Origin of the sequence: Vibrio sp. YT-16 (assembly GCF_033337405.1) — a bacterium.
In the GTDB taxonomy this organism is placed as follows: domain Bacteria; phylum Pseudomonadota; class Gammaproteobacteria; order Enterobacterales; family Vibrionaceae; genus Vibrio; species Vibrio alginolyticus.
Map to the genome: position 1 here is coordinate 200,235 of NZ_JAWOQQ010000003.1, position 16,532 is coordinate 216,766.

The 16,532-nt window shown below is 45.4% G+C and carries 13 protein-coding genes; 2 read left to right on the top strand and 11 right to left on the bottom strand.

Features of this window, described 5'->3' with window-relative positions:
* The first annotated feature begins 45 nt into the window (after window positions 1–45).
* The gene (locus R7F07_RS07035) at window positions 46–2,796 is read left to right on the top strand and encodes a M16 family metallopeptidase (protein ID WP_171342427.1); all 2,751 of its coding nucleotides are present in this window, start codon (window positions 46–48) and stop codon (window positions 2,794–2,796) included.
* Between the two features lie 86 nt (window positions 2,797–2,882).
* Here R7F07_RS07035 and R7F07_RS07040 read toward each other — a convergent pair whose 3' ends face one another.
* Window positions 2,883–3,335: a bactofilin family protein gene (locus R7F07_RS07040; RefSeq protein WP_080276973.1), complete on the bottom strand. Its 453-nt coding sequence runs from the start codon at window positions 3,333–3,335 to the stop codon at window positions 2,883–2,885.
* A complete protein-coding gene (locus R7F07_RS07045; protein WP_005374721.1) occupies window positions 3,239–4,192 on the bottom strand; it encodes a M23 family metallopeptidase in 954 nt (317 codons plus the stop codon). The genes R7F07_RS07040 and R7F07_RS07045 overlap by 97 nt, the downstream gene beginning before the upstream one ends.
* Before the next feature lie 427 nt (window positions 4,193–4,619).
* On the opposite strand from R7F07_RS07045, the gene R7F07_RS07050 reads away from it, so the two are divergent.
* A complete protein-coding gene (locus R7F07_RS07050) occupies window positions 4,620–6,374 on the top strand; it encodes a hypothetical protein (RefSeq protein ID WP_171342428.1) in 1,755 nt (584 codons plus the stop codon).
* 81 nt (window positions 6,375–6,455) lie between these two features.
* On the opposite strand, the gene R7F07_RS07055 is transcribed toward R7F07_RS07050, so the two are convergent.
* The 9 genes from R7F07_RS07055 to R7F07_RS07095 form a co-directional block, all read right to left on the bottom strand.
* Entirely contained in the window at window positions 6,456–7,100 is a 645-nt protein-coding gene (locus R7F07_RS07055) for an START domain-containing protein (protein ID WP_017820098.1), read from the bottom strand.
* Between the two features lie 77 nt (window positions 7,101–7,177).
* Window positions 7,178–8,362 carry a multidrug effflux MFS transporter gene (locus R7F07_RS07060; RefSeq protein WP_017820099.1) on the bottom strand — a complete coding sequence of 395 codons (1,185 nt, stop codon included), beginning with the start codon at window positions 8,360–8,362 and terminating at the stop codon, window positions 7,178–7,180.
* On the bottom strand, window positions 8,359–9,003 hold the full coding sequence (locus R7F07_RS07065; RefSeq protein WP_047102429.1) for a recombinase family protein: 645 nt from the start codon (window positions 9,001–9,003) through the stop codon (window positions 8,359–8,361). Before R7F07_RS07065 ends, R7F07_RS07060 begins: the two co-directional genes overlap by 4 nt.
* 146 nt (window positions 9,004–9,149) lie before the next feature.
* Window positions 9,150–10,157, bottom strand: coding sequence for a LacI family DNA-binding transcriptional regulator (locus R7F07_RS07070; protein ID WP_017820101.1), 1,008 nt, complete (start codon window positions 10,155–10,157; stop codon window positions 9,150–9,152).
* A 217-nt stretch (window positions 10,158–10,374) separates the two neighbouring features.
* Complete coding sequence (locus R7F07_RS07075) at window positions 10,375–12,108, bottom strand: sodium:solute symporter family transporter (RefSeq protein WP_318110469.1); 1,734 nt, start codon at window positions 12,106–12,108, stop codon at window positions 10,375–10,377.
* Complete coding sequence (locus R7F07_RS07080; RefSeq protein ID WP_054576562.1) at window positions 12,101–13,096, bottom strand: ester cyclase; 996 nt, start codon at window positions 13,094–13,096, stop codon at window positions 12,101–12,103. The genes R7F07_RS07075 and R7F07_RS07080 overlap by 8 nt, the downstream gene beginning before the upstream one ends.
* Before the next feature lie 49 nt (window positions 13,097–13,145).
* Complete coding sequence (locus R7F07_RS07085; RefSeq protein ID WP_054576563.1) at window positions 13,146–14,120, bottom strand: ester cyclase; 975 nt, start codon at window positions 14,118–14,120, stop codon at window positions 13,146–13,148.
* Window positions 14,121–14,644: 524 nt separating this feature from the next.
* A complete protein-coding gene (locus tag R7F07_RS07090; protein ID WP_005383432.1) occupies window positions 14,645–15,925 on the bottom strand; it encodes a TRAP transporter large permease in 1,281 nt (426 codons plus the stop codon).
* Window positions 15,922–16,485, bottom strand: coding sequence for a TRAP transporter small permease (locus tag R7F07_RS07095; RefSeq protein ID WP_025768663.1), 564 nt, complete (start codon window positions 16,483–16,485; stop codon window positions 15,922–15,924). The genes R7F07_RS07090 and R7F07_RS07095 overlap by 4 nt, the downstream gene beginning before the upstream one ends.
* Window positions 16,486–16,532: the final 47 nt, after the last annotated feature.

Sequence of the window (16,532 nt, forward strand, 5' to 3'; positions counted from 1 at the left end):
CCGGATATATATTGATTAGCTTAATCATTGTTATGGGCAATCGTTATGCGCAGTATATTGTTAGTCCCCGCGTTATTAGTGTCAGGGTGTGCTCTGATACAACAGTCGACGCCGATTCAACCTGACGCCAACTGGCACGTGGACCAGTTATCGAACGGTATGAAATACCATCTTTATCCAACAGAAGACCAAGAAGTCTCGGTCCGTTTGGTGATGAATATCGGCTCATTCCAAGAAACATCTTCTCAAAAGGGTTACGCTCACTTTGTTGAGCATATGGCGTTTAATGGTAGTGAGCATTTTACCGGTAACGACGTTGTCAAACTTTTCGAGCAATCTGGTGGTAGCTTTGGCGCTGATATCAACGCTTTTACCAGTTATCAGCAAACGTCTTACCAACTTGACCTTGCGAATAATACGAAGCTAGAAGATGCCCTGAAGTGGATGAGAGATATCGGTAACGGACTTGAGTTTGCTCCTGAGCAAGTAGAGAAAGAAAAAGGGGTGATTCTCGGGGAATGGCGACGTGCTAATCCGGATGATAAGTCCTTTTCTATGCATGCTTACCAAGCCTCGATTGAAGGCACTATGTATGGTGAGCATGACCCAATAGGTACTCGCGAAGCGATTCAAAATGCTTCCTCGAGTAAGTTAAAGGCGTTTTACGACAAGTGGTACCAGCCACAAAATGCCGAGTTGATTGTGACCGGTAATATCGACGTAGATTCACTGTCCAAGATTATCAAAAGCAAGTTCTCGAACTGGGAAAGTACCTCGGATACGGTAATAGAGAAGCGCCGCGATATTCGAGTGAACAACGAAAACAGAATCTTGCCAAGTAACACGATGGAATCACCAAGTCTTCATTTAGTGATTGAGCGTGGTCTAAGTGGCGGCACGACGATTGAGCAACAACATGAAGTGTGGCGTGATGAAGTCGCAACACAACTCATTCAACAGCGTTTGATCCGTGTACTCAGTGATGCCGCTGAACCTTTTCAATACGCTTATGCAGAGCCCTATTACTCTAACTATCAGCGTATGATGTCGGCAGGGATTTCGTTTGCACCAGATCGCCGCGAACAAATGCACCAGACTTTCATTCGTACCTTGGCGTCGTTAAGAGATTATGGTGCGACTCAATCCGAGTTAGATAGCGTTATGTCAAATTGGCAAGGTGAACTTGCAAATATTGATTCAGATTGGAGTCAGCGTAAGCCAAACAGTTACGCAGAAGCACGTGTTTTTCAAATTGGACAAGACAGTGTCAGCCAATCAAAAGAGAATTATGCCCAGAGTTTGGCAGAATTCATCAACAACGAGAATTTAGAGAGCATTAACACACAATTGACGGCTTTGTTATCTCAGCAGCCAAGCTTTTTTATTGGTTTGGGGAAAAGCGAAACGTCAGAGCAGTTCAACGGTGTATTTGCCGCTCTAAACAGTGCCTATCTTCAAACTGGCGAAAAACCGTTAGAGATGTATGACAAAGTGGATGGATTCTTAAAGCCTACCCAGGAAGGCAGCATCACGAGCATGCGTCAGGAAGCGGGTGGTTTTCAAGTCTATACGCTATCAAACGGTGTCGAAGTGTGGTTCCAAAAAGATACTAAAGCGGGTGGTCGAGCGTATATTTACTATGCGAGCCAAGGTGGTAAAGCCGCTGTTGATCCGACGTTGTATGCCGCTTATGAAATCGCAGCAACAACGGCAATACGCAGTGGGTTAGGGGCATTTTCTGGTTCAGAGCTAGATAGCTACTTACGCAAAAACAACATTGCGCTTGGCGCGATGCTTGATGCGACCAGTCACGGAGCGCAAATTACGGCGCCAAATACGCACCTAACTGATGCTTTGAATGGACTATACAACCTAGCGACGGAGATTAAAGTCGACGAGCGCCAGATGGCGGCAGCGAAGCAAGAGTTTAAACAGCAGAGCGGCGCTTTTTTTGAATCACCGATGGGCAAACTGATTCAAAAAGCAAACGGCAATTCTTATTTGCCGGGGAGTCGTCATCGTATAGTGTCCAGTGATGATGTTGAACAAGTGACTTCCGAGCAGATACTAGCGGTGCATGAGCAACTTTTCAAAACCAATGATGGTTTTAAGATGGTTATTGTTGCAAACGTAGAGCCGGAAGAAATTACACCACTTTTGCGTAAGTATGTGGCCTCTATCGAAATGAAACCGAGTCGTTCGATTGATTATCACGTTGCGTTTAACCCGGAAGTGCCGGAGCGAACTGTGGTTGCGGATGGGCATGAACCTTCATCGTTGTATGTAATGCGTTTGACTAATACGAGCGATTACCAACGTACGGCAAGAGACACGGTTATCGAAGATATTTTGCAACGTATTAGTAATGCGCGTGTTTTGGATATTGTGCGAGAAGAGTCTAGCCTTGATTACAGCCCAAGCATTTACACCATGACACAAGATCGCGAACCCATCTCTGATTGGCTCTTGGAGTCTCAAGTCGAGCCCGAAGACGTGGCTCTTTTAGAGAGTAAACTGGGCAAAGTGTTTGATGATTTAGCGTCAAATATTACCCAAGAAGAAGTGGATACGGCCGCGAAACAACTGGCAGTCGCGATGCAAGGATTGGATGATAACCCAGCACAGAGATCATGGGCATATACTCGTTATTTGGTGCATGATTACGGCGTCGATGTGTTACTTGACGTTGAGAAAGTGGCTAAAAGTGTGACGTTAGATGAAGTGAAAGCGCATGCAAAATCAGCTTTTGGTCCACAAGCAAAACGCTCGGTGATGGTTTTAAATCCGGCCGAATAATCACGTAGTTTCTGACGAAAATCGTGGCAATAGTAATAAAAAGACGGCGTGAAAGCCGTCTTTTTTAAGCACTTTAATCAAAGCTTTTATGCTGATTTACGCGAAAGTCGCTTTTCATTGTTGGTGTTGTTTTCTTTTGTGATCGCACTGTCTTGAGCCTTACCCTTTAACGTTACCACTTCCTTTTCAGGTAATTCGGCTGCTTCACCAAAGAATTTGCCACCAGGTTCAATGCTGAGGTTATTGCTCCAGATCCTACCGCTTACGCGTCCCTTGGCAAGCACTTGAATGTGTTCTGCGTGACAGTTTCCGTCCATCATGCCGTTAATGATCAGCTGTTTAGCGTAAATTTCACCGTTTACTCGCCCGCTTTCTGCGACAACGAGAGTGCCTTCCACGTTAATTTGACCATCGACGATGCCATCAATCTGGACATCGTTTTCTACTTTGAGTTCTCCGCTAAGAGAACAGCCTTTGGCGATGAGAGTTGAAGCTGCTGAGCTACTCGTTGTTCCACTGTTTTGATTAAAGATTCCCATCGTATTCTTCGCTCCTTAGTAAAAATGTCTTCGAAATCATTAAGGCTCCAATCGACAAATGGTTTCGGATTCAGTGCTCGCCCAACAAATCGCACCTCGTAATGCAGGTGAGGGCCAGAAGAGAGCCCACTGTTGCCGGAAATTGCAATCAGCTGCCCTTTTTTGACGAACTGACCACTTTTTACTTTGAACGCTTTCAAGTGCGAATAAGAACTCGAAAAACCGAAAGAATGTTGTAGCCTGAGGAAGTTACCAGAGCCTTTATTACTGCGGCGGGTGACTTCCACTACCCCATCGGCAGGGGCATAAATTTTGGTGCCGATATTTACGGCAAAATCGAGCCCACGATGCATCTTGGCAACTTTTGTCACCGGATGGATACGCTTACCGAATCCGGAAGATAGTCGTACGTTGCCGACTGGAGAGCCACTTGGTATTTGGTTTAATAACACCATGCGAACGTTTGAGGTTATCGCTGCTGCATCGAGCCTAGCATCCAAGTTATTTGTCGAGGTATGTTCCCCAACCCCAAGCACTTTCTCTAATTCACCCAAACGTTCCGAAACAAGTTGTACCCGTTCTTCCCGTTCTGAAAGGTCATTTTCTAGCTCTGATTTAAGTGTTTTCAGTGTGCTGAGCTCTTCACCCATGGTGCGTGAATGCTCTGTCAATTCAGCTTGTTTTAACGCTGCATTATCAACGCGAGTGTACAAGTGATGAATTAAGATTACGGTCGCGGCCAGAGCAACAACAAAAAAAACGAAAAACGTTTTTATGTTGCGTTGCATCCTTTTACTGAAGTACCAATGTCTTGAGCCATTGATAGTTGATATAGAGATCGTCAACTGGTCTTTCATCGTCTTCTATTGCTCGTATTTGGTATACGTCTCGTCACTGAGTTAGTAGGAATGTAAGGAAAACGAGTAGGGACTGCCAGAGGCAAATTGGAAAGAAGTGTCAGGTCGTGAGGCGTTTTCAGATATTAGATAAAAGACTCAATAAAGATTTAATATTCTGCTGATTTTGGTCGTAATTACTCCAAATCGCTTCATTTAACTGAATATTATGATTTTTAAGGCGGTTATCCGAGAAATTGGATTGTGAATATTGCCAATAGCATCCGCACGCAATTCAACTTACTTCACGGTTTGCCTTATAAATGTTGGATAATTTATCAAACCGACATTCATTACATCGATAACTTGTTTATGATAGCGGTTGATATAAAGCACTATTCATTGGCTTTAAACCTAAGCGTTACATTTCGTTTAGGAACACATAACTATGACAACGGAGTTGGTCGTGAAAAAACTACTATTGGCTACAGCAGTGGTCGCAGCTGCAGGGGGCGCTGGCTACCTGTACCAAAACAATACTACCACAAGTGATGCAGGCTCACTGTTAACGCAAGTTCCTGCAGATTCACTTATGGTGACGTATCAGACTGAACCTTTTAACCATTATAAATACATGAACGCATTCGGTACGGCGAATCAAGGCTCGATTGCAGAACTTTTTGCCGATGAACCACTGTCTCCACAACAGCAGTTTGCAGTTAACTTATTCGATGGGTACCTAGAGAGTGCTGCGTCGCCAGAAACATTAAAAGCTTATTTGGGCACCGGGGAAAACATTAATCCTGTGTTGTACACAATTGGTATGGTACCGGTGTACAAAGTGGATATTGAAGACCCTGCCGCGTTATGGAAAACACTGGATCATGAAGAGCAGATGAGCGGCGCTAAGCATGAGTTGGTTAAGCTTGGTGAAGTCGAGTATCGTCGTTACGAGATGACTGATTCAATTGACCCGCAGGACGGTATTGGCTTGGTTGTAGCCGTGGTTGATAACGTGCTTACGTTAACGGTTGATGTTCCGCAACTGGGCGTTCAAAACCCGATTAAAATGGCATTAGGGCTTGAAGCACCAAGTCAAAATATTGCTGACAGTGGACGCCTTGAGGCGTTGCAAGCCAAATACGGTGAAAACAACAACTCTTTTGGTTACTTTGATCATCGCGAAGTGATTAAAGGTTTGACGACGAAAGATGGCAATATGTTTGCTCGTCAAATCAGCACGTTGGATGCAATAGATCCTGAACCAACGATTGAGGAAATGCGTTCACCAGCCTGCCATACTGAGCTTACTCAAGTTGCAGAAAACTGGCCTCAGTCCGTCGCGTTTGCAGAATACAAGATGAAAGGCGATCAGGCGTTCATTAAAGGTTCTTTTGTTGTTGAGTCCAACAATAAAGTGATTCTAGATGCGCTCAAGTCGATTCGTGGTGTATTGGCTGAGTCTAAAAGTGATAAGAGTTTCTTTAGTATGGCGCTTGGTTTAGACATTAATACTCTAGCGCCATCGATTGGTCAGATTTGGGCTGACTTGACCCAGCCTCAATATCAATGCTCTTTATTGACACAAATGCAGCAAGAGATGGGCGGCCAGAATCCAGCAGCCGCTGTAAGCATGGGGTCAGGCATGGTTAATGGCCTTAAAGGGTTAAGCCTGCAAATGTTTGATATCAAAGTAGATACTAATGCTCAGCATGGTGAAGTATTTAGCCAGCTAGATGGTATGTTGTCTCTTTCTGCCAATGATCCAATGATGCTTATTCAAACTGCGCAAATGTTCGTTCCTGAACTTGCTCAATTGCAAATTCAACCGGATAACCAACCTGTTAATGTCAGTGACCTATTAGAAATGCATACTGGCATGAAGGTGGACGTGTTTGCTCGTCTAAACGAAAACCATTTCACTCTTTACAGTGGTGATAGTGCTGCGGAAGCAAGCAAAGAAGTGATGGCGCAATCACTTTCTCCAAATGGCTTGTTCAGCTTTGATTTTGATTCAGAACGTATTTTGGAAGTGTTAGAGAGTGCGTCGTCAATCACTGGGGAGCCGGTTCCGGATGATGTTGTCAAAAGCTTACAAGGCGAGCTTGTTGGTGGTATGACGATGGACGTGACAGACCAAGGTATTGGTTTTGAGTTTGATTACCGCGGTGCAACTAAACCTGTAACGGTTGCACAGCAGTAACACATTGCGTAGAAAAAGGCGGCTTGAAGCCGCCTTTTGTTATTATGTACCGTATTAAAAAGCGAGTGGGAAGAGCGACGCTTACTCATCTATTTGAGGATGAGAGTATTGCTGATATTCAGGTAACTCTTTTCTTAAATTACTAAATGTCGCCCATGCACTTTCTTTTGAGAGTTTGTTGATCAGCCAGTTTGGCAATAGACCTCCGGGGTCAGCAAACGCCTTGTATTCCACGAGTGTTGTATCGTTTGTGAGTTTTTGTAACTCCCAAGTCGCATCAACCGAGCGAATTCGAACATAACCATTTTGTTCAGCAAGATATGAGTCAGGTGCGCTTTTGATTTCTATGGTGAATCCCAGCTCATCGACCCAGTACTTTGAGTAGGTGACCATATCCCGATTTTTGGCAGGCCATGGTGCTTTAAACTGGGTGTAAACGATGTTCTCGGTGGCCGATATCTGATTTAAAACCCGGCTATGACTGGCATTGTCAATCCAGTTCGGGATATTGTCACTGTCTTCCAGTAGCGTTAAAAATGCACCATAGCTGGTGGGTGTGAACATCCGGGCACGGATCTCAACTAAACCGTCACTATGTTCTCGGGAGTAAATTGTGATTCCATTCTTGTCACTCTCGAACTGCCAGTTCTCGTTGGCGCTCGCATCAGTGCCAGCGGATATCAATGTGGCGAGTGTTAAGGCGCCCATTCTTAAATGCAACATCATGTTAGTATCCGCCAACTTTTCCTAAATTTAAGTTTATACGATTTGTCGTAACTATAAGGACAATAGTATGTTTTTTGTTATCGTTCTGAAGGTTGCTCTGCACTGAAGCCACGTTGAATGTTGGTGAAGGTAAGCGATGCAAATATTACGATAACGATCGCTAGATGCCATGCTTGACTCAATCCAAGCTGCACCAGAGTTAAGCTGACCAATGAGGAGACGACCATTTGTCCACCACCAGACATTGCCGCTGCGGCACCTGCTTGCTTTTTATAAGGTTGCATTACCATCGCTTGTGCACAAGGTAGGGCAATACCATTACCCAAGATCATTAATAGCTGTCCTAGCATCAGAAATAGAGGCTCAACAGGACAGAAAAATAACCATATTGCGGCAGCGAGGTGAAGAAATGGGGTGCAGAGCAGCATTTTTTTATTGCCAATAATTGGCCTTACTCGGTTACAAATCGTGGTACCACATAACATACCCAAAGCGGGAATGAGCGCCCACATCGCGTATTGAGCGGAGGTCATGCCAATTTGATCTTGCATGATAAATGGCATCACAGAGACTGTCGTAATCATTAAGCTGAAGTTTAACCAACTGATACTGGCGAAACTCATAAAGTAACGAGACGTAAGTAAGCTCTTGTATTGGAGTAACATTTTTCGGGGTGACGGAATGACAGAACGTTTTGTGATGGTTTCTGTGAACTTAAAGGCGATGATTACCCAAGCCAGCGAGACATAGCCCAACAGAGAAATAAACACCATACTCCAACCGAAGTGGAAGTTGATAAAGCCGCCAATCACAGGTGCAATAAGTGGCGTGATTGAAGCCGCCATGGCGATGTAAGACATTGCCACTGGGAGTTCATCCCCGCTAAATCTATCTCGAGTCGACGCCCTCGCGAGTACCGCGCAGCATCCTGTACCTAACCCTTGTAAAAAGCGCCCCATCACCATCCCTGTAAATGTGTCACTGAAGAAAATAATTATCAGCAGACCAGACATCGCGATGAGTAAACCGGTAAGTAATACTCTTTTTCGTCCTAAAGCATCTGACACTGGCCCGTAGATAAATTGAGAGGGGCCGAAGCCGAGCAAATAAATACTCACAAGCAGTTGAGCTTGGTCGAGGGAGATGGAAAAGTCTTTTGCTATCCATGGCAAAGAGGGCATAACTAGCCCCATGCTCAACTGGCCAACGCTAATAATAAGACAGGCGAGTAGTATAGTATGAAAGTTGATTGGGCGACTCATGACTGGTCTCCATTCAAACAACCTTTTTGGCGTCGTGAGCTTAAGCCGCCTTCGTCATCCACTTCATTTAGCTTTGCTTTGACCCGCTTCACAGTCGATAGACTGACTTCGCATTGCTCTGCTACGTTTTGCAATGTGTAGCCTTCTAGCAGTAACGTTGCGATCTGTTGGTGTTTGGTTTTGTTTGCGGGGCGGCCGCGAAACTTCTGTTTCCATAATTCTGGCTGCTCTTTAATGGCCTGTCGCCCTTGCTCTGCGGCAAACAGGCGATGTTCAGTCTGCACTTTCCCATATCCAGATAACACTGTGAGTAGTGTTTGAGTCTGAACAGAACCTGGCTCAAAAGTTATTGATTCACATACAGTTTTCAATGTTACCCCTTTATCGAGTAGCATTTTTATCGTGTTCAATGCTTGACTAAAGTCGCGACCAAATGCGGTCAGCCACCAGAGCACAATCGTATCCCCAGCTCTGACGGAATCGAGCAGTCGTAAGAATGCCTCTCTCTCGGTTGGAGGCATGCAACCACGAACCTTATCCTCAAAATGCTGAGCTTCGGGCGCAAAAGCTTTTAGAGTATTAAGGTGCTCTTGGTAAGCTCGATTTTTTGGCGAATAACGAGTGTAAAGATACGTGGTCATAAGGATTATGAGCCTCTTTTTGTTTGGTTCATATAGTGTAATAGCTCATAAATATACATGGGTTCATTAATGCTTACAACACTAAATGAGCCGTTTGGGAGTCAGAGGCAAATAAAAAAGCCAACCGAATGGCTGGCTATAGCTATTTAAGCTTTTGTTGTCTGGCGCTCGATTAACTTCACTGGCACCATCATTTTTACTAGGCTGCCGTTTTTCGTATTAATTTGATCAACAATGATCTTCACGCACTCGCGAGCGAGGCGACGGAAATCCTGGCGGAACGTGGTTAATTGATAGCTTAACCATTCTGTCTGAGGAATATTATCAAAACCAATGACTTGTAAGTCCTGAGGAATCCTCAACCCGCATTCTATACGGGCGATATCCATGACCGCCATCGCAAGGTTATCGGTTGCACAGAACACCGCTTCAGGCCGATTTTTGTCTGCCAGTATGGCACGGACTTTATCAAGTGAGCTCGCGTAGTCATAGCTGGCTTCAATGATGCGTGGCGTCTTGCCGGTTAGGTCTTCAAATTCAGAGCAGAAGCCGCTTTGACGTTCGTCATTCGTAAAGGTTGGCACTTCTCCCGTCAAATAAACCGCGTTCTTCACGCCACTTTTGTGCAGAAGTTGCGCAGCTTGTTGGCCTGCTTCGTAGTTGTCACTGATAACGTAGCTACTCCTAGTACCTTCAACAACTCGTGCGTATTGAACAATTGGGATATTAAACTCTTCACATTCTTCATAAAGGGACTTATTGAAGGTTGCGGAAGCAGCAATGACACCATCGACGCGATACTGGAAGATATTTGGGATTGAGTGGCCCTCTTCTTCATCCACTTGCCATGGAATCAATACGGCAGAATAACCTTTTTTCTGTAACTCACTGGAAATTAATTGCAGTGTTTTCATATGGATAGGGTAATCCGCATCAGGAAACACCAAACCTATCAATTTCGATTCGTTTGTGGTCAGGCTACGTGCAAAGGCGTTAGGGCGGTAGTTAAGGGCTTTAGCCGCTTCAAAGACTTTTTGCTTGGTCTTTTCGGATACTGAGCTACCCGGAACAAACACGCGCGATACAGTAGATTGAGAGACGCCTGCCATCTTTGCCACATCTTTTGATGTGACTACGTGTTTAATTGATTTCATGAATAAAACTTAGTTGCCAGTAATTGAGGTCATAAGACTAGCATAAATAGGTACGTATTCATAAATGTTCTGACGGGGTATCCTAAGTAGAATAATGGCTTTGGAGTGTTAAAAAGCAAAATGTGGGTTAACCCATTTGGTTTGCTTTGAACTAGCACTAGATCTAGAGCGTAGATACTGTCCGTTTGTTGGACGTACAGTATCTACGTAAAGAACATTAATTTGCTTGTTTGACTGCAACTTTACGTTTTGGGGAGAGGAGTGAATACCCCATGTATCCGATGCAAGCGGTAGCGACAAGAATAGAGCAGCCACGCATAAAGTTAATCAGCATAGGAACGTTGTCGGTAAACGCGTTGATCCCCCAAAGCATCACGATCGAGAATACAAACATCACTAGTAAGCCATAACATGGAGCATCGATTTTGCCGGGAACGACATACCAACCATCTTCCTTGATTGGTTTATTTAGACGAGCATATTCCGCTTGCTGGCCTTTCACTGTGTAAAGATGCATTTCATCTTGTTTACCCGTCAGGAGAAGGCTAGCAATGTAAGCGACAACGGCATTCACAAGGACGCCAATCACGCAATACCAAGGCCACGCAATATCGGTCGCAACGGCTACATACCAAATCACCAAGAAGCTAGCAGCAACGCCAATCAACAAGCCTTTTTCCGTAATGTGTTTTGAGTAGAACCCAAGGACAAACATACAGAAGCTTGCACCGACAAAGTAAGAGCCTGCCTTACTCAGCACTTCCAGTACCGAGCCTGTGCTGGTGGCAAACATGATCGCTGGAATGATGACCAAAATCGCCCACGCTACCGTGAAGAAACGCGATACCTTCAAGTAATGCTCTTCCGACTCGTTTTGCTTGTAGAAGCGTTTGTAAAAGTCAGCCACAGAAACGGTCGCCATTGAGTTAAATGCGGAATCGAGACTCGACATACTTGCCGCCAGAATCGCAGCGGCAATGATGCCCATCAAGCCTGGCATTCCATATTCACTCGCATAATGAAGAATGATGGTGTTGCCGTTTTCGAACTCTTTACCGTCGTAATAAGCGTTGAACAGGACGCCAAGCAAGATAAAGACAAAGTAAATAAAGAAGGCCACGTAGCCCATCATCAGCATTGCCTTTTTCGCATCGCCCATGTTTTTCGCGGCCATACATCGTTGTACCATCATCTGGTTACCGCCATACACGGTGGTGTGGAACATCGTCATTGCGATAACACCAGCCCATACCGTCGTTACTTGGCTTAGGTCAAAACTTGTCTGTAGGGCATCGGTCATTCCTTTCGCTTTGAGTTCTGCCATGACCTCCGTCATTGGAGCAGGCATGCCATTCCAAACGGCTTCAATGATGATGAATGCGCCAATAAATAAGATTACTGCTTGAATCACATCGGTCCAAATGACAGCCGCGATACCGCCCATTACGGTGTAGATAAGGGCAATTGCAGTGACGATCATGATGCAGTACATCACGTCGATACCAGTAATGAACTCTAAAATCATTGCTGTCGCATAGAGTACGGCTGCCGAGCTCAATGCTTGTTTGATAAGGAAGATAAACGACAAAGTCAGTCGTGAAGCCTTACCGAAGCGTCGTTCTTGATACTCGTAGATAGAGGTTAAACCGTTGTTGTAGAAAAACGGCATAAACACAGCCACGATGAAGAAGATCACCAGCGGATAATTGAGGTGAATCGCGATAACCGACAGGCCTTCTTTGTAAGACCAAGCTGGCCCGCCAAGGAACGACATGGCACTCACGTAAGTACAAACGACAGAAATACCGATCGCCCACCAAGGGATGCTCTTATCACCCAAAGCGAATTGGCTAGCTGAAGTTACTCGCTTACCAATCACCGCACCCAATACTAGCGTTAGGGCTATGTATCCACCAAGGATGCTCCAGTTAAGTGCGCCAAACTCATGCATAATTAGGTCCTTCTAACTGTTCTTTCATTTGTGCAAACACGTCATAGCCAAGTTGCAGCAGGATATGAACGATGTCGATCGCCACCCAGTTTTCCTTCAGTAAATCGCCTTCGCGTCGCCAAATGTCCATAACGCGAAGTTCGATGTGTTTTCCGGTTGGGGCAAGACCGAGCCAGCCACTGTGACCAGTGTGAGTACCATGCATATGTGGCCAACCACCTGTGGATACGTAGTCATTTTTGGCCAAAAAATTGACCTCAATATCGACACTTCGGTCAGGGAAGGCAAACACAAATGGCGCTTGATGGTGGTTACGGAAACCTTTGATACCGCGCGTAGTACCAATACCAGCAGGGCCGTACCACATGAAGTCATTGTGCCAGTAGTTTTCAAGATCCATCGAGAAAAGATCTTTGCCATCAAAACGACCCAAGCAAGACAGCATATCTTCAACCAGCTGGGCGCTCTTTTCACTTTCTTCCAAAGACACAACAGAATGTTGGATACCATTAGAAGTCGCAGGAGAAGGGACCAAGCCATCGTGACCTAAGCTTTTACGAAGAGGGTTGCAGCCTGCTTGATTCATCGCGTCGATGAAGTCTGGAATCATGTATGATTCGGTGATTTGGTCGTTCTCCACACACACCATTTCGGTGTAACGCAAGTAGAGTGTTTTCCCTGTTGCTGGGATGCCAAACAGTGGTTGTTCAAATGTACCGATAAAATAGCCGGTAGAGTTGTACCAAGTGCGACCTTCGTATTCGCCGTGCATAACAATTATTGGTCGGCGCTCGGCGTCAGGCAAAGCATTAACAAGTGGTGAGAGGAAAGATTCGTGGGTTGCATCTGGGCCATTAAGATCGTTCACAGGGTGCGCCACGCACCATTTTACGTCAGGGTTCAAAGTTTGCAGAGCGGCCTGTTTTTGCTCGATGTCTGCGGCTTTGAAGTAGTTCTGGTAGAACTGTTCGATGATGTTGAGTGACATGTTGCTTCCTTACTGTCTGTGATTTTAATAAATAGTGTTTAGTCAGCCGTTAGCCTTGCTGTAGCAGGATTTGCTTCCAGATTGCGGTCTCGTCAAACAAAGTGAATTCGCGACGAAGACCCCAAGGGCCAAACTCAGCGTGGCTGATCCCCATGATGTAAACCTCTTTTCCTGAAGGCTTACCAAACATCCCATATCCCTCATGCTTACCGTGCAAAGACCATCGAATTGCAGCGCGTGGTGACATCATGTCGTCATCCCGGCCAATACGATGGTGAACGGTAAATTGAGCATTTGGGAAAGACGCACGAAGTGCCATCCAAAAATGATCGACTTCCGAGTGTGATAAGGCATTTTGACCGCTAGTGTATTCGCCGATGCAAGCACGGTCGTACTCTTTCGGTACTATAGAGAACTCGGCATTCATAAGGCTTCTGAGAATTGCTTCATAACGCTGACCATATTCGTTGTCGTTGCCTACGCCCAAATAAGGTCCAGGAATGTCGACTTCAGGTGTGAACGGAAATGGGCTTGATTCCACGCCACCTTCAAATTCGATTTGTTGGCGTGCAAACTCTTCTGACGTCATACCCAGTTGTTTCGCGATATCGGCTTGATCGCGAACCAACCATTCGTCATTGATTTGGTTATTGATAGCGTGGCAATCTGCGATAATACGGAAACGAAGTTTGCGGTTCGAGGCTTGCCCGTAGAAGCCGTTGCCACTGTGTGTTGCAGTAGAGATGATTCGATGAGAAGAAAGCATGCCTTGTTCCGGGGTGCCTGACCAAATGACGTCTTCGCCATATAGCGTGCGATCGGGAAACTCGGCCAGTGTCGCCATTGTTGCACTGATCACCCCTTCGTTTCCTTGAACGATAGAGAGTGGAGTACGCACAACAATGTCGGGAGAGTAGTAGTGTTCTAAGGTGTTTAAACCTCGGTCTTCCCAAATCTCTTTTGTGATACCAAGAATGTAGTCGGGAAAATCACGCCACTTTTCATCGAAGCCAACCATGGCCATAAATCACCTCCGTAATTGAATAATTATGTTTGAATTATGTTTTGATTACGTATTCAAAATATATCATGTTGCCATTTTGTCAACGGATTGTTTTTTGATTGTTTAAATAGCGTGCTAATGATCAGGTTTTTAACAGTTGAGCAGAAAACAAACTAAAAAAGTACAGGCGAGATGGAAGCTATCTCTTATCGAGACGTGTTAATAAGAAAGGAGGTCAAAGTTTTTTGTATGAATTTCCTAATATCTTATTGTTTTTTAATCGCTTAATTTATTTTGATCTGTTTGAATGGAAACAAATGATTAAGCCAAAACTGATAATCATGCAGATCAAGGCACCCAAATAGACTTTATCGCTAATATTCAGCTATTTTGGTGTCAATTATCCTTATATCTTTCAAATTTTCCTTTTGCATACGAATGCTTTAAGTCTTTTTTATTAAATCGGAAGTAGATAACGAATAAGCCACTAGAAAGGTGTTTATCTAGTGGCTATAACAGTCATAAGCGCTCTATGAGTGCAACGATCAGGATAAAAGCGCAGGTAACGATAGCGAGATGGCAGGGATGAAGGTAATCAACATCAAGGCCACTATCATTGCACCAATCCAACCCATGATGGCTTTAGAGAGCGACTCTATCGGTACTTTGCCTACCTGACTTGCCATAAACAGGTTGGCACCCAGAGGAGGCGTAACAAAGCCAATGGCCAAGTTCACGATCATCACGATACCAAAATGAACGGGGTCCATGCCGAGTGCTGACGTAATGGGTAACAGAATTGGTGTGAGAATAACAATCGCTGCCAGCGTTTCCATAAAGGTACCGACGAGCAACAACAGGACATTGATGCAAAGCAGTATCAGAAGTTTGTTTTCGGTAATCGATAGAATGAACTGAGCGATCTCGGTCGGTAGACGTTCTAGGGTCAATATGCGGCCAAACGTCACGGACGCACCCACAATGACGAGCACAGCGCCAACTAACAGTGACGACTCTAGAATGATTTTCACCACTTGCGCTGGTTTGAGTTCTTTATAAACAAACATGCCAAAGAATAAGCCATAGAGCACACCAATGGCGGCTGATTCGGTAGGTGTGAAGATACCGGAATAGATACCGCCGAGAATGATCACGGGTAGTAGCATTGCCCAACTGGCTTCTTTTAGCGCATCAAGACGCTCTGCCCAGGTCGCTTTGCGCTCGTTACCTGTGTAGCCCCGCATTTTTGAGACAATTAGACAGTAGCCGATCAATACCATACCGACGACCAAGCCAGGAATGATGCCCGCCATGAACATCTTGGTGACCGAGACTTCAGCTGTGATCGCGTAGACGATCATCACCACAGAGGGTGGAATAATGACGCCAATCCCGCCGGAAGAGGCGATCAAGGCACCGGCAAAGCTGCGGTCGTAGCCTTTCTTCACCATAGAGGGAATCATCGTCAGGCCGATAGCGGCAACGGTGGCAGACCCTGTACCAGAGATGGAAGCGAAGAACATGCACGCCACAATGGCGACGATGCCAAGCCCACCAGTAAAGTGGCCAAAGAAGACCTCCGCCACGTGTAATAATCGTTTTGAGATCCCTCCTTGGCTCATAAGGTTACCTGCCAAGGTAAATAGAACGACGGCGAGGAGAGGGAAAGAGTCGAGCCCTGTTACCATTCCTTGGACTAAAAACTCAATGTTAAGAAACGGCAGACTGAGTATCGCGACCATACTGGCTGCCGCCAGAGCAATACCGACCGGAACGCCAATGAGCAGAAGCAGACCAAAGCTGCCAAACAAAAGTGCAGACGTCATGCGTTAAACTCCAATAGTCGGTTAGAAGTACGGTACTTTGCTTTGATATGGCGATAGCGTTGGCGAGAAAAGCGAACTCGTTCATTGCTGGTGGAGCACGCGTTCACACGTTGATAAATGCTTGTCACTAGGCGCGCGCAGCTTAATAGTGCGCAAACTAAAACAGAGGCATACAAACACGCAATAGGAATTTCCATTGCGGGTGCAATCTGACCGAGTTGCAGGCTGCGATTGATCACCTTAAATCCAAACCAGGCGACAGTGGCACTAAAGGCAAGGTAGATAAGATCAGAAACAATCAAACTGAATTGCGTCCAATTGCCCGGAAGTTTATCGATGAACACACGAATGCGGATGTGTCGATCATCTCGGATACAATAGCTGATGCTCAGGTACATCGCCCATACGAATAAATAACGTGCCAGCTCTTCAGCCCACGCGATCGTTGCGTCAAATAGGCGTAGTGCGATTTGCAAGCACAGTAAAGTTGTCATCGTCGAGATCGCGATAACGATAAGGGTAGGTTCTAGGTATTTGTCTAGTAAGCGAAACCACTTCATGTTCACCTCCAAAACGAGAAAGCACGACCTGTTGCCAGATCGTGCAA

Coding starts and splice junctions, on each gene's coding strand:
- R7F07_RS07090 (WP_005383432.1), bottom strand. CDS start 15,925: ATGACGTCTGCACTTTTGTTTGGCAGCTTTGGTCTGCTTCTGCTCATT.
- R7F07_RS07095 (WP_025768663.1), bottom strand. CDS start 16,485: ATGAAGTGGTTTCGCTTACTAGACAAATACCTAGAACCTACCCTTATC.
- R7F07_RS07035 (WP_171342427.1), top strand. CDS start 46: ATGCGCAGTATATTGTTAGTCCCCGCGTTATTAGTGTCAGGGTGTGCT.
- R7F07_RS07070 (WP_017820101.1), bottom strand. CDS start 10,157: ATGAAATCAATTAAACACGTAGTCACATCAAAAGATGTGGCAAAGATG.
- R7F07_RS07080 (WP_054576562.1), bottom strand. CDS start 13,096: ATGTCACTCAACATCATCGAACAGTTCTACCAGAACTACTTCAAAGCC.
- R7F07_RS07060 (WP_017820099.1), bottom strand. CDS start 8,362: ATGAGTCGCCCAATCAACTTTCATACTATACTACTCGCCTGTCTTATT.
- R7F07_RS07045 (WP_005374721.1), bottom strand. CDS start 4,192: ATGAAAGACCAGTTGACGATCTCTATATCAACTATCAATGGCTCAAGA.
- R7F07_RS07055 (WP_017820098.1), bottom strand. CDS start 7,100: ATGATGTTGCATTTAAGAATGGGCGCCTTAACACTCGCCACATTGATA.
- R7F07_RS07050 (WP_171342428.1), top strand. CDS start 4,620: ATGACAACGGAGTTGGTCGTGAAAAAACTACTATTGGCTACAGCAGTG.
- R7F07_RS07065 (WP_047102429.1), bottom strand. CDS start 9,003: ATGACCACGTATCTTTACACTCGTTATTCGCCAAAAAATCGAGCTTAC.
- R7F07_RS07040 (WP_080276973.1), bottom strand. CDS start 3,335: ATGGGAATCTTTAATCAAAACAGTGGAACAACGAGTAGCTCAGCAGCT.
- R7F07_RS07075 (WP_318110469.1), bottom strand. CDS start 12,108: ATGCATGAGTTTGGCGCACTTAACTGGAGCATCCTTGGTGGATACATA.
- R7F07_RS07085 (WP_054576563.1), bottom strand. CDS start 14,120: ATGGCCATGGTTGGCTTCGATGAAAAGTGGCGTGATTTTCCCGACTAC.